The sequence below is a fragment of the Thermolongibacillus altinsuensis genome (genome assembly GCF_004341205.1).
Taxonomy (GTDB): domain Bacteria; phylum Bacillota; class Bacilli; order Bacillales; family Anoxybacillaceae; genus Thermolongibacillus; species Thermolongibacillus altinsuensis.
Genome location: NZ_SLUL01000003.1, coordinates 109,491 through 122,418, shown reverse-complemented (window position 1 = coordinate 122,418; position 12,928 = coordinate 109,491). Strand labels below are relative to the sequence as shown.

At 40.5% G+C, this 12,928-nt stretch carries 13 protein-coding genes; all 13 read right to left on the bottom strand.

The window, feature by feature from the left end; translation table 11 throughout:
* Positions 1-17: 17 nt before the first annotated feature.
* The 13 genes from EDD69_RS03505 to EDD69_RS03445 all read right to left on the bottom strand — a co-directional run bounded on the left by EDD69_RS03505 (position 18) and on the right by EDD69_RS03445 (position 12,770).
* Positions 18-944 (bottom strand): FTR1 family iron permease, encoded by a 927-nt coding sequence (locus tag EDD69_RS03505; RefSeq protein WP_132947581.1) that lies wholly within the window; start codon positions 942-944, stop codon positions 18-20.
* A gap of 28 nt (positions 945-972) precedes the next feature.
* Positions 973-1,719 carry a hypothetical protein gene (locus EDD69_RS03500; RefSeq protein WP_132947580.1) on the bottom strand — a complete coding sequence of 249 codons (747 nt, stop codon included), beginning with the start codon at positions 1,717-1,719 and terminating at the stop codon, positions 973-975.
* A gap of 74 nt (positions 1,720-1,793) precedes the next feature.
* Positions 1,794-2,540, bottom strand: a complete 747-nt coding sequence (locus EDD69_RS03495) for a glycosyltransferase family 2 protein (protein ID WP_424565328.1) — start codon at positions 2,538-2,540, stop codon at positions 1,794-1,796.
* Positions 2,500-3,993 carry an alkaline phosphatase family protein gene (locus EDD69_RS03490; protein WP_132947578.1) on the bottom strand — a complete coding sequence of 498 codons (1,494 nt, stop codon included), beginning with the start codon at positions 3,991-3,993 and terminating at the stop codon, positions 2,500-2,502. Before EDD69_RS03490 ends, EDD69_RS03495 begins: the two co-directional genes overlap by 41 nt.
* Positions 3,990-4,925 (bottom strand): lysylphosphatidylglycerol synthase transmembrane domain-containing protein, encoded by a 936-nt coding sequence (locus tag EDD69_RS03485; RefSeq protein ID WP_243643031.1) that lies wholly within the window; start codon positions 4,923-4,925, stop codon positions 3,990-3,992. Before EDD69_RS03485 ends, EDD69_RS03490 begins: the two co-directional genes overlap by 4 nt.
* Positions 4,915-5,859, bottom strand: coding sequence for an NAD-dependent epimerase/dehydratase family protein (locus EDD69_RS03480; RefSeq protein ID WP_132947577.1), 945 nt, complete (start codon positions 5,857-5,859; stop codon positions 4,915-4,917). The genes EDD69_RS03485 and EDD69_RS03480 overlap by 11 nt, the downstream gene beginning before the upstream one ends.
* A 117-nt stretch (positions 5,860-5,976) precedes the next feature.
* Complete coding sequence (locus tag EDD69_RS03475; RefSeq protein ID WP_424565327.1) at positions 5,977-7,170, bottom strand: hypothetical protein; 1,194 nt, start codon at positions 7,168-7,170, stop codon at positions 5,977-5,979.
* A 132-nt stretch (positions 7,171-7,302) separates the two neighbouring features.
* Positions 7,303-7,617, bottom strand: a complete 315-nt coding sequence (gene trxA, locus EDD69_RS03470) for a thioredoxin (protein ID WP_132947576.1) — start codon at positions 7,615-7,617, stop codon at positions 7,303-7,305.
* A gap of 156 nt (positions 7,618-7,773) precedes the next feature.
* Complete coding sequence (locus EDD69_RS03465; protein ID WP_132947575.1) at positions 7,774-8,751, bottom strand: electron transfer flavoprotein subunit alpha/FixB family protein; 978 nt, start codon at positions 8,749-8,751, stop codon at positions 7,774-7,776.
* A gap of 15 nt (positions 8,752-8,766) precedes the next feature.
* Positions 8,767-9,540 (bottom strand): electron transfer flavoprotein subunit beta/FixA family protein, encoded by a 774-nt coding sequence (locus tag EDD69_RS03460; protein WP_132947574.1) that lies wholly within the window; start codon positions 9,538-9,540, stop codon positions 8,767-8,769.
* 59 nt (positions 9,541-9,599) lie between these two features.
* Positions 9,600-10,373: an enoyl-CoA hydratase gene (locus EDD69_RS03455; RefSeq protein WP_132947573.1), complete on the bottom strand. Its 774-nt coding sequence runs from the start codon at positions 10,371-10,373 to the stop codon at positions 9,600-9,602.
* A 42-nt stretch (positions 10,374-10,415) separates the two neighbouring features.
* Positions 10,416-10,997 carry a TetR/AcrR family transcriptional regulator gene (locus EDD69_RS03450; protein WP_132947572.1) on the bottom strand — a complete coding sequence of 194 codons (582 nt, stop codon included), beginning with the start codon at positions 10,995-10,997 and terminating at the stop codon, positions 10,416-10,418.
* A gap of 96 nt (positions 10,998-11,093) precedes the next feature.
* Entirely contained in the window at positions 11,094-12,770 is a 1,677-nt protein-coding gene (locus EDD69_RS03445) for an AMP-binding protein (RefSeq protein WP_132947571.1), read from the bottom strand.
* Between the last annotated feature and the right edge of the window lie 158 nt (positions 12,771-12,928).

Genomic DNA, 12,928 nt, shown 5'->3' with positions numbered 1-12,928 from the left:
GGGACCCCCTTGTACTTTTAAATCACATTTTTTGTTTTCTGTTCAAGCACGTTGACGTTTTTCTCTTCTTTTTTCGTTTCGCTTTTGGCGTAGCGCGATTGAATGAGCAAGTAAATGACGACAAAGTAGCCGATATACGCAAGAACTTCCTCAAGCGATGGCATCGCTGAATAGCCGAACAACGCTTTTAAGAAAATGCCAATATCACCGGATAACACAGGAGCCACACCGTGATCGCGCAAATAGTGTTCATAATCGATCGGATGCTCTGGTAAAAACCACGTAATGTCATAGACATGAGGCATAACGCTGCCGATAATATTTAAATCTTGTAACATCGAAATTCCTTGTACAAGCAATCCAGCGGCAATGAGAATGATAAAGGCACCGGTAACTTTGAAAAACGTTTTAAGCGGCACGCGCATCGTTCCTTTAAAAAACATATAGCTGACAATCGCAGCAAGAACGAGTCCAGTCACCGCGCCCCAGCTTTGCATCGCCGCACCGATATTTCCACCTGTAATCGCCGCAAAGAAAAAGACCGTTTCGACCCCTTCGCGCAACACGACTAAAAAGGAGTGCATCACCATTCCAAATACGTCTCCTTTAGAGACATATTTGCTCATTTTTCCTTCCATATTGCTCTTTATATCTTTGCTATGTTCCGCCATCCAAAATACCATTTGCGTAAGCAAAATGGAGGAGATGAAAATGATGCTAATTTTTAAGTACATTTCACTGCCCATCGCGGCAAATCCTGTAAAGACTACTTGGAATAAAAGCGCCACGCCGAAACTCGCAACGACGGCAAGCCATGCCCCGAGCCAAACATACTTTGTATAGCGTGCCTGATCAATTCTTTTTAAATACGAAGTAATAATTCCGACAATCAATAACGCCTCTAACGCTTCGCGAAACGTAATCAACAGTGCTTGAACTTCCACTTTTCGCTCCCCTTTCCTTCGATGGGCATTATTTTTTCTTTCTTACCGCATACACGACAACAGCGCCAATAATGACAACAATGACGATTAAAGGAATCCAGTTTTTCACCTTTGATAAGTCCGTCCATTCTTTTTTCTTCGCTGATGCTAAACGTTCCAAGTCGCTTTCGCTAAAATGACCGACTTCTAAGCTCTTTAACTTAAATTCTTTTTGCAATGAACTTAAAATCGTTTCTTTGCTTTTTTTGAACTGCTCGATGTTCGATTCTTTTTTTCCAACGCCAAATAAACCTGGATTACCGAGGGATTGAAGAGCTTGATCAAACTCTTTTTTGAGCTTTTGATCAAGTTCGCGATTTTTCTCCTGCACTACTGGTGAAAGCGCTTCATATGTAGCAAATGCTTTGGCTAATAATCGCTTGCTCGTATCATACTTTTCAAAATTTTTCTCAACGTTTTCAAGACGCCGAGCAATATTTAGCACAAGCACTTTTCTCATGCTGTCGATGACCAGTTGCTTATCCTTTTTTTCTAACGCTTCCAAAATAACTTCCGACGGCTCTGGGCCCATATGCATATCAATTTCTTTTTGAACCGTTTCATAAATTGCTTTTGCTTCATCAAATCGATTGTTTTCGAGTTTTGCTACCATTTCTTTATAGGCTTCCGCAACCGCTTCTTCGTTTGGATCCCCATATGAATATGCCAACGCGTCATGCGGCGCGAAATTGAAAACCACTATCAATGCCATACAAAAAAAGAGCCATTTTTTCATTCCGATCTCCTCCTACAATGATAATGATAATAATTATCATATTTCATGTCAATAAAAAGCTAGAGAGCTTTTCTCTAGCTTCGTGCTGTTTTTAGTTTATGAGCTTGTTCGTTTACAACGACCTTTTGAACAGGGCGGCGCATTTCTTTCCAAATCGCCGGAATAACCCGAGACAAATACGCTTGAAATTTAATAAACGATTTTCCTGTTGTTCGTACTTGATAAGAAATTGGCACTTCTTTTAAACGGAATCCTTTCCGTACTAAATTGAGCGTTAACACTTGTGCATAGTTATAATCGTGAATAATTTCCGCATGTTCCATCGCTTGTTTTGAAAACGCGCGCATTCCTGACTGTCCGTCATAAATCCACGTTTTTAATAAAATCGACTGCAATAATGTAAAGAAATAGTTTCCTAGCCGACGGTGCCATTTCATTCCTTTAATTGTTCCTAAAAAACGCGAACCCATCGTATAATCTGCTTCTCCATTTAAAATCGGCGCCACTAAGTCAGGAATCTGTTCAGCAGGATATTCATTATCGGCATCAATCATCACCCCGATGTCTGCTCCCAGCTGCAAACATTGTTGCAATCCCGTTCGAACTGCAGCGCCAAGACCTTTATTTTGCTCGTTTTGATAAATGTAGTCCGCTCCTGCTGCTTTCGCTACCTCGACGGTTCGATCGGTTGATCCATCATCTACAACAAGCACTTTTACCTCAACGTTTGGATGGAAGTGGCGAGGAATCTTTTGAATGACGGTTCCGATCGCTTCTTCTTCATTGTGTGCTGGCAAAAAAACGATGATTTTTTGCTTCATTTTCATCACCTTTCTTGATGGCTTCAATTAAAACAGGGCCGCGGCTGTGGCTTGGATAAGGTGCACCAAGCAAATAAGCGATCGTCGGCGCAAGAGAAACAAGGCTATGTTTCTCATCAATTCGTTTTCCTTTTTCAATTCTCGGTCCGTACATAAAAAACGGAACGTAACGCTCTCCTTCATCAAGATGGCCGTGGCCGCCAATTCCGTCCGCTTGTCCATGATCGGCACAAATAATCAGCGTGGCATTTTGCAGTTTTCCTTTTTGTTCTAACCACTCCACATATTCACGCACGAGCGCATCCGCCTCTTCAATTTTTTGAATGTATTCGTCATAGAGCACGCCGCGGCTATGTCCTGTTTGATCGGTCGCAATTAATTGAATGACAAACAAATCTAAATCTTGCTCCTCCATGATTTGCTTTGCCCGTTCGATGATGTTGCGATCGGCCACATCATTATGCATGACCGCTGTCACTGTCTCGACATCATTTCCTAGGGAATCGACAAGATGCGCAATTCCTAACACTTTTCCTTTTTTTCCGACTTTTCGAAGCGAGTCAAAAATGCTCTCAACTTTGATTCCAAGCTTCCAAACCATGTTGGAACGGATTCCATGCTCAAATGGATACGTTCCTGTCAACATGGACGTAAAACAAACGACGGTGCGTGCTGGATAAACGGTTTCCATTTGCGTAAAATCCGTACCATTCGCACGCAAAGACTTTAAAAATGGAGCCTTCGCTTGTTCAAAGCGATCTTTGCGCATTCCGTCAATGACGATGACAATAACTTTATTGTTGATCGGCTCATTAGGAGAAGGAACGTTATTCGTATAGGATTCGATCACTTTCGGCTTCCAATCGAATAAATAATGATGTAAAACGAATGAGAAAACGAATACAAACAAATAAAATAATGCGAAATGAATATAGTTAGTAATAGTCAAGTTCGAGAGGTTTTCGAATATATACTGCCATAAAGAAAGGAGCAACAAAAACTTTGGCAGCTGTTCTTGCGCGTTTCCGCTCGTGGAGTCACTATTTTTCAGCACCAACTTCCAAAAGCGAGTGAAATTGAGCCATGTTGTCCCAATTCGCAAATGATAATAAAGCGTTCCCCAAAAGAACACGGTAAAGAAAAAATATAATCCGACCGCTAAAAAAAGAAGCGGCAAAGGGGCAAAATTCCAAACAATTAAAAAGACCATATACGGAATCCATAAATAATTGCGCAAAAATAACGGATAATCATACATGTAATAAAGGGCAAAAAGCGGTAAAACGACTAGAAAACTAAAAAATAATGGCTTTATTTCTTCTACATTGATTCCATCTAAAACGTGAAAAACGAACATTGTCCCAACAACAAAAATGGGAGTAAACGGCTTTCCTTCATTTAACAAATTCCAACATCTCGCGGCGAATTTTTCAAATTTCGACGCTTTTTTCATTTCTTACTCCATCCTTTCTTTTGCGCCTTGCGCACAAATGAAAACATCTCTGGAACTCGCCATAATACATAAATGCCAACGAAATAAGAAAAAATAAATTTTAATGCATGGGTTAACAAAGCCATTGTGTAAGCTTCTTGCCAAGCAGGATGAAGACGCGTTAACGCAAACGTCATCACCGCTTCATACGTCGCTAATCCCCCAGGAGTCACTTGAAAAATTTGTCCCGCAACAGCCATACTGTTGACCCAAACCGCTTGCCCAAAAGAAAGCGGAAATGAAAAAATTTTCGCTACCTCAAATAAAATGACCGCCTCACAAATCCAGCTTCCGACAATCGCTATGATCATCGGAACACGAAACGGGCTACGAAATGCTTCGAAAAATAGTTGTTTATGCTTTTGAAAAAATAATGGCTTCCATTTCCAAACGGCCCATACGATCAAACTAAATCCAATCACGATAGCAGGAAAGAAAAGCAGCGAAACAGAAAACGTTCCGATATAGATATACATACCAATGACAACGAAAACAAATAAAACCATCATATCAAACAAGCGCATGATCGCCACAGAATGAGCAGCAACATCAAGCGGAACATGCTTTTCTTTCTTTACGCATACGCCAATTCGAACAAGATCGCCTATTTTCATCGGAGCAAGATGATTGACAAACAAACTCGCAAATAATCCGTCTAAACATGTTTGCAAGCGAACGTTTGGCATATACCATTTCCACGCAAACGCGCGCAACAAAAAAGAAAGTGCATAGACAAAAAAGATATACACCATTCTCCATGGATGAATAATCAACTGGCGAATAGCTTCCCAAATGATTTTTTCCTCAAAATGGCGGATCGTTAAATAAACAAAAACAGCAATAAGCAATAAACTGATCGTTCGAACAATCCATGTCATTTTTTTACCGTTCATATTCTTTTGCCCATGCGATTGTTTTCGCTAACCCCTCTTTCAACGAAAATTTTGGTTCATACCCAAGCAGTTTCCTTGCTTTTGAAATATCCGCCCACGTTGCGGACACGTCTCCTAATCGCGGACGTTCGTGAATCACCTTCATATTTGGAAAATATTGTTTTAAAGAAAGAAGCAATTCATTCATCGTCACCGGTTGTCCCGCTCCAAGATTGAAAATCTCGCTCCCGTTTTCCCTTGAAAGCGCAGCAACCATTCCGTCGACAATATCATCGATAAACGTATAATCCCTCGCCGTGTTTTCGCCATACACGGTAATCGGCTCATCTTTCAACAAACGACGAATAAACTTGCTGATGGCCATATCCGGTCTCCCCCAAGGGCCGTAAACAGTAAAATAGCGAAAAATCGTCAATGCATAACCATACAAATGGGCGTACGCATGACAAAAAGATTCAGCGCTGTACTTGGCAGCTGCATACGGAGAGATGACTTGACCGGTTGCCATTTCTTCTTTTAACGGTTGAAAAGGCCGGTTACCATAAACAGAGGAAGAAGAAGCAAATAACACATGACGCACTCCCGATTCTCCTGCTGCTTTTAAAACATTGACGGTTGCTTTCACATCATAATCGATATAAGCAAGCGGATCATCTAAAGAACGTTGGACACCTGGCAATGCCGCTAAGTGAAAAACAGCCTCGGGACGATGATCAGCAAAAATTTGCATCGTTTTCTCTAAATCTAATACATTCACTTCATAAAAGTGAAAGGATCCTTCTTTTTTTACCTCTTCTAATTGTTGTTTTTTGCGAATCGGTGAATAATATGAATCAAAATTATCAATGATGATGAGCCCATGTCCTAAACGAAGCAATTTTTTCGCTAAATGACTTCCGATAAAGCCGGCTCCACCTGTAATTAAAATTTTCAAACAAAACACCTCATTATTTTGGTATCAACAACATTATAAACAAGTTCACAAAAATTCGTATGCGCATAAATGCAAAAAACCTTGTATGAGAACAAGGTTTTTTGCTCTATAAATGGATTATTTTGCTTTTTCAATCACCGTATTTACTGTTGCTTCGATTTGTTCTAGAAGTTTTTCTGCTTCTTCTTTATTTTTCGCTTTTGCTGCTTCTAAATATTTTTGCGCTTGATCATTTAATGTTGCAAATGCTTGTTCACCTAATAGTGTTTTAATATCGTTTCCGATCATATCAATGAACAATGCTCCTTCAAGCGCTGTAATCACCGATTTATCTTGTCCCCAATTTTCTTCGCTTTCTTCATATTCATGTAATGCCACTTTCGCTAAACCGCGGATAAAGGCTTTATTAATCGCAGCAGGATCTAATGTTTTGACATCTGTTTGTAAATCAAATTGATTTAAAATGTAATCTGCTTCTTCCGCTGCATGTTTTTTCATGTAAGGATAAATGGATTGATAAAATGCCCATCCTTCTGCTTGCTCCACCTTTGCTTCTTCCGCGTTTTCTTTCGCTTCTGCCGCCGTTTTTGTTGCATAGCCATGTGGAAGCGCACCTGTTGCTAAATAGAACGTTTTCATTAACGTTTTATCTACCACTTGCTTTCCAAGCGCAAATGCCAAAGCATCATCTTTTTCTACTGCGCTCTCAATCTCTGAAAATGCGCCATTAATCGTATCAACTAAGCTTGTACCATATGCAGCATCGCGTTTTTCAACCGTAGACTGTAAAATGGCATAAAATTCTTTGGCTTCTTCAATTTCTTCTTTTACAACTTCTTTATTTCCCCAATTTTCTTCAATTTCAGCGAACTCGTGTTTAATTGTTGTATAGAACACTTTTTGCATCAACTTATCAAAAATTTGTTTAACAACCATTTTTCCCATTGAACCGTCTTTTCCAGCGTTCAATGCCGTTGTAATATGTTGATCAATGGTTTCTTCGAATTCTGCATCTCGTTTTTGTACAAGCGCTTGTAATTTTGTTTCATAAATATGGATGACTTTATCAAAATCGACATCTTGCCCTTCTTTTGCCTTCTCAAGCTCTGTTACTGCTTCTTTGAACGCTTCGCCATAATTGATTTCTTCGTGCTCTGCTTCTTCTTGTTCTGCTTGCTCTTCTTTTCGATCTTCTACCGCTGTTTCTTCTTTCTTCTCAGTTGTTTCTGTTTTTTGTGAATTACAACCCGCTAACACACCGCTCGCGAGCAAAAACATCGCAAATACTGCTTTTAAATGTCTCTTTTTCATATAGGTATCCCCCTTATCCCCACTTTTGATAACGATTTTCATTAACATTTAGAATTATATAGATAACGATTTTCAATGTCAATAAAAATCATAAAAAAACAGCCCAGAACATTTTGGGCTGTCTTGAATAAATTATAGATGTTTGTTTAATAAGCTAACAAGCGCTTCTTTTGGTTGATAGCCAACCGTTTTATCAACCACTTCGCCATTTTTAAATACAAATAATGTCGGAATGCTCATCACACCGTATTTACCAGCTGTTTCTTGGTTTTCATCAACGTTTACTTTGACGATTTTTACTTTGTCGCCTAATTCCTGATCGACTTCTTCCAACACCGGAGCGATCATTTTGCAAGGTCCGCACCAAGGCGCCCAAAAGTCAACAAGCACAACACCTTGACTTACTTCGTTAACAAAAGTTTGATCAGTTGCATTTACAATTGCCATCGTTACTCCTCCTCGTATAATTCATTTAAGTAAGAACAGTATACCACTGAATGTTCAACAGTGCTAATAATTTGCTTCGCTTCTACTATTTCCTACTCAAAAAAATTTATGCTGAAGAAAACGGGCGAAAGCAGAGTGCCTTGCCCGTTTGAAATATTATGAGTGAACTTTTAACTTCTTAAACTCTTCGACTAACAGCGGAACGACTTCAAACAAGTCTCCGACAATTCCGTAATCCGCCACTTTAAAAATATTTGCTTCAGGATCTTTATTAATGGCAACAATCACCTTCGAGTTGGACATTCCTGCTAGATGCTGGATCGCTCCGGAAATGCCGCAAGCGATATAAAGATCTGGTGTAACCACCTTTCCTGTTTGGCCGATTTGCAATGAATAGTCGCAATATCCTGCATCGCATGCGCCGCGAGAAGCGCCAACAGCTCCGCCCAGTACTTTTGCAAGTTCTTTAAGCGGTTCAAATCCTTCTGCACTTTTCACACCGCGTCCGCCAGCAACGATGACTTTCGCCTCTGACAAATCAACGCCTTCAGCTGTTTTGCGAACAACTTCTTTTACAATGGTGCGTAAATCTTTAATATCAACCGCTACATCCGTCACTTCTCCCGTGCGGCTTTCATCTTTTTGCAACGGAGCGATATTGTTTGGACGAACGGTTACAAAAATGAGGCCATCCGTTACAATTTTCTTTTCAAACGCCTTTCCAGAGTAAATTGGTCTTGTAAAAACAATGTTTCCGCCAGCTTCTTCTAATGCGACAATATCTGAGACAAGGCCTGACTGTAGTTTCGCTGCCAATTTTGGCGATAAATCCTTGCCAAGCGCCGTATGGCCAAAGACGATTCCTTCCGGTTTTTCTTGTTCAATGACCGCTTGCAACGCTTGAGTATAGCCATCTGGCGTATAATGCGCTAACTTTTCATGCTCAACGACTAAAACACGGTCCGCTCCGTAATGAATCAATTCAGCGGCTAATGAGCGAACGCTCACTCCGACTAATACAGAAACAACTTCTCCGCCTTCAGCAATCGTTTTTGCAGCTGCAATCGCCTCGAATGAAACGTTTCTTAACGCACCGTCACGCACTTCTGCTAACGTCAACACTTTTCTCGTCATTGTCCCATCCCCCTATTAAATCACTTTTGCTTCTGTATGAAGAAGCGAAACGAGTTCTTTCACTTGGTCAGCAATATCCCCTTGCAAAATTTTTCCTGCTTCTTTTTTCGGCGGCAAAAAGATTTCAATTGTTTTTGTTTTTGCCTCCACATCATCCTCATCAAGATCTAAATCATCTAGCTCTAATTCTTCAAGCGGTTTCTTTTTCGCTTTCATAATCCCCGGTAAAGACGGATAGCGCGGTTCATTTAAACCTTGTTGCGCTGTCACTAAAAGAGGAAGAGAGGTTTCGATGATTTCTTCATCCCCTTCCACATCGCGGACCACTTTAACGTTTGTACCGTCGATTTCAAGCTTTGTAATCGTTGTGACATAAGGGATGCCAAGCAATTCTGCCACGCGCGGACCAACTTGTCCAGACCCGCCATCGATCGCTACGTTTCCCGCTAAAATTAAGTCCGCTTCTTTGTCTTTTAAATACTCTGCAAGCACTTTCGCTGTTGTATATTGATCGCCATCTTCGACGTCATCTTCAATGTTAATTAAAACCGCTTTATCAGCTCCCATTGCTAACGCTGTACGAAGCTCTTTTTCCGCGTCTTCATTTCCAACGGTTACAACCGTTACCTCACCGCCGTGTTTGTCGCGCACTTGAATCGCTTCTTCAATCGCGTATTCATCGTAAGGATTAATGATAAACTCGGCTCCTTCTTCACTCACTTTTCCGTTTTGAATGACAATTTTTTCTTCTGTATCAAATGTTCGCTTCATTAAAACAAAAATATTCATAGACTCTCCCCCCAAATTCGATCGGTTTTAAAAAAATTCGGAAATTTATAAACAAAAAATTATTTACCTTGAAATTGTGGTGTTCTTTTTTCAATAAACGCTGAAATTCCTTCTTTCGCATCTTCGGTAACAAAAACTTGACCGAATAGCTCCGCTTCTTTTTTGACACACTCGTGAAACGAATGAACCTTTGCGGCATTTAACAACTGCAATGTCGCTTGAATCGAGAGCGGACTTTTTCTAGCAATTTTCTCCGCTAACTGCTTCGCTGCTCCCAATACGTTTTCTTCTGGTACAGCAACGTTTGCTAATCCCCATTGCACCGCTTCGGTTCCCGTAATCGGTTCACTCGTCCACATCATTTCAAGCGCCTTTGCCGCTCCGACGTAACGCAACAATCTTTGTGTTCCCGCAAACCCTGGGATGATGCCAAGCTGCAATTCAGGTAAACCAAGCTTAGCGTTTTCAGCAACGACACGGAGATGGCAACTCATTGCAAGTTCCAATCCTCCGCCTAACGCAGCTCCGTGAATAGCTGCAATAATCGGCTTCTTGAACTGCTCTACCCTCTCCATTAACTGTTGCCCGCTCAAAGCCACTTCTGTCGCTTCTTCTTTCGTTTCAATCAATGTAAATTCTTTAATATCGGCTCCTGCACAAAAGAAACGTCCTTCCCCACGAAGAATGATGACGCGCACATGTTCATTCTGTTCAAGTTCATCTAAAACAGACGAAAGCTCTTTCAAAACAGCGGACGAAAGGGCATTTGCTGGCGGTCGGTTAATCGTCACGATCGCAACATACCCCTCTGTTGTTACGTGAAAAAATTCCATCCTTTCTCCCTCCCCAAAAAATGATATACAAAGGTTGCTGCTTTATATGCAACAACCTTTCGTTAGCAACTGATGAACCGGCTTGGCTAAAGCGACTAAATCGTATTTTTGGTCATTCATCACCCATGTTGTCACGGTTTCGTCAATCGTACCAAAAATCATTTGGCGAGCTAAACGCACGTCTAAATCTGGACGAAATTCTCCTTTTTCAATTCCTTCTTGCACAATTTGATCAACGACCTTTAGGTATCCTTTTAAAATTTCATTAATTTTTAGACGAAGCGTTTTATTGGATTGACGAAGTTCAAGTTGAGTCACAACTGCTAAATGACGATCAGCTGCTAACATTTGAAAATGTTTTTGAATCAACAAGAACAACTTCTCCGAAGGACTTGAAATTCCTTCTATTTCCTCCTGAATTTTTTCGATGAAATTCCCCATCTTTTCTTGAAATAACGAAATTAAAATATCCTCTTTGTTTTTAAAATAAAGGTAAATCGTGCCGTCAGCGACGCCCGCTTGCTTGGCGATTTTTGATACTTGCGCTTGATGATAGCCATTTTCCGCAATGACAATGACGGCTGCATCAATAATTTGCTTAAATTTTGGTTTGTCTCTCTTCAATATCATTCTCCCTTTCAAATATGAATGAACAATCATTCATATTTTTATTTTAAAAACGGTCGACGGGCATTGTCAAGAAAAAGATATAGAGGGGTATTATTTTTGTTTCTCTTTCTCTTCTTCTAATAGAGTACGGCGCAATATTTTTCCGACCGCTGTTTTCGGCAGCTCTTTTCTAAATTCATAAATACGCGGAACTTTGTATGCCGCTAAGCGACTGCGCATAAATTGATCGAGCTCTTCTTCCGTGCACTGCTCACCTTCTTTTAGAACGATATACGCTTTGACTGTCTCCCCCCTGTACGCATCTGGAACGCCAATGACGACAGCCTCTTGCACTTTCGGATGCTCATATAACACTTCTTCAATTTCACGCGGATAAATGTTGTATCCACTTGCAATAATCATATCTTTCTTGCGGTCGACAACGAAGAAATATCCCTCTTCATTCATGTATCCTAAATCCCCTGTCAATAACCATCCATCGCGCAAAACAGCCTCCGTTTCTTCGGGCTGATTCCAATATCCTTTCATCACTTGAGGACCGCGCACAGCGATTTCGCCAATTTCGTTTACGTTTGCTTTTTCTCCTGTTTCAAGCGAAACGATCATCGCATCTGTATCCGGCCAAGGTACGCCGATGCTTCCTTTTATTCTTTTTCCATCCCAAATGAAATTGGCATGAGTAACGGGAGAGGCTTCTGTTAATCCATATCCCTCAATGATTTTTCCGCCTGTCACCGCTTCAAATTGTTCCTGCACTTCCACTGGCAAAGGCGCGGAACCGCTAATGCATATTTTGATGGATGAAAGATCGTATTTTTTCAAATCCGGATGATTTAATAAAGCAATATAAATGGTTGGCGCTCCCGGAAACAGCGTCGGTCTTTGTTTTTCGATCGTTTTCAACGTTGTTACAACATCAAACTTCGGAAGCAAAATCATTTTGTGTCCTTCCATAATCGATAAATTCATCACAGCCGTCATTCCATATACATGGAAAAATGGCAGCACACCAAGGATCGATTCATTTCCTTTTTGACATTTATACATCCATTTTGCACACATGAGCGTATTTGCAATCAAATTATGATGAGTGAGCATCGCTGCTTTCGGAAATCCTGTTGTTCCGCCCGTATATTGCAAAAGAGCCACATCTTCAAGCGGATTGACATCGACTGAATATTCCTCAGCATTGGACGTAGCAATCGCTTTTGTGAATAAATGACACTCCCCTTCGTGTTTTACTTTTACGGCAACCGGCTGCTGTTTCTTTTGCACGAAAGGATAAAGAATGTTTTTTGGAAATGGCAAGTAATCTTTTATGCTTGTTACAATGATATGCTTTAAATTTGTTACCGCTTTCATTTTGATCGCTTTTGGAAAAATGAGATCAAGAGTAATGATGATCTTGGCACCGCTATCATTTAATTGGTGTTCTAACTCTCGCTCCGTATAAAGCGGATTGGTCTGCACAACGATGCCGCCAGCGAATAAAACCGCATAATAGCTGATGACCGATTGCGGGCAATTCGGCAACATAATGGAAACGCGATCGCCTTTTTCCAAGCCGATGCGACGTAAATAATGAGCAAGTTTTAACGATTGTTCATACACTTCTTGATAAGTTAGTTCTTTTCCTAAAAAGTGAATAGCCACTTTGTTTGGAAACTGCTCTGCAGCTTCTTTTAAAAATTGTTGTAAAGGCTTTTGCGGATAATCGATGGTATGAGGAATTTCTTGAGGATACAACGCTAACCACGGTCTCTCCATCCCTTCTCCCCCTTTTTGTTTTTTTTGTAAGACTATTTATATTTTATAATATTTTCTGAAATTTTACATCAAAAATTATAAAAGGATGCCTCTAGACATCCTTTTATGCAAAGAAGCTTAAATAAACCACTCCAATCATCAAAAAGATGCCGCAAAGG

Excerpts from the sequence above, each read along its gene's own strand:
- EDD69_RS03500 (WP_132947580.1), bottom strand. The coding sequence starts at position 1,719 with ATGAAAAAATGGCTCTTTTTTTGTATGGCATTGATAGTGGTTTTCAAT.
- EDD69_RS03495 (WP_424565328.1), bottom strand. The coding sequence starts at position 2,540 with ATGAAGCAAAAAATCATCGTTTTTTTGCCAGCACACAATGAAGAAGAA.
- EDD69_RS03490 (WP_132947578.1), bottom strand. The coding sequence starts at position 3,993 with ATGAAAAAAGCGTCGAAATTTGAAAAATTCGCCGCGAGATGTTGGAAT.
- EDD69_RS03485 (WP_243643031.1), bottom strand. The coding sequence starts at position 4,925 with ATGAACGGTAAAAAAATGACATGGATTGTTCGAACGATCAGTTTATTG.
- EDD69_RS03475 (WP_424565327.1), bottom strand. The coding sequence starts at position 7,170 with ATGAAAAAGAGACATTTAAAAGCAGTATTTGCGATGTTTTTGCTCGCG.
- trxA (WP_132947576.1), bottom strand. The coding sequence starts at position 7,617 with ATGGCAATTGTAAATGCAACTGATCAAACTTTTGTTAACGAAGTAAGT.
- EDD69_RS03465 (WP_132947575.1), bottom strand. The coding sequence starts at position 8,751 with ATGACGAGAAAAGTGTTGACGTTAGCAGAAGTGCGTGACGGTGCGTTA.
- EDD69_RS03460 (WP_132947574.1), bottom strand. The coding sequence starts at position 9,540 with ATGAATATTTTTGTTTTAATGAAGCGAACATTTGATACAGAAGAAAAA.
- EDD69_RS03455 (WP_132947573.1), bottom strand. The coding sequence starts at position 10,373 with ATGGAATTTTTTCACGTAACAACAGAGGGGTATGTTGCGATCGTGACG.
- EDD69_RS03445 (WP_132947571.1), bottom strand. The coding sequence starts at position 12,770 with ATGGAGAGACCGTGGTTAGCGTTGTATCCTCAAGAAATTCCTCATACC.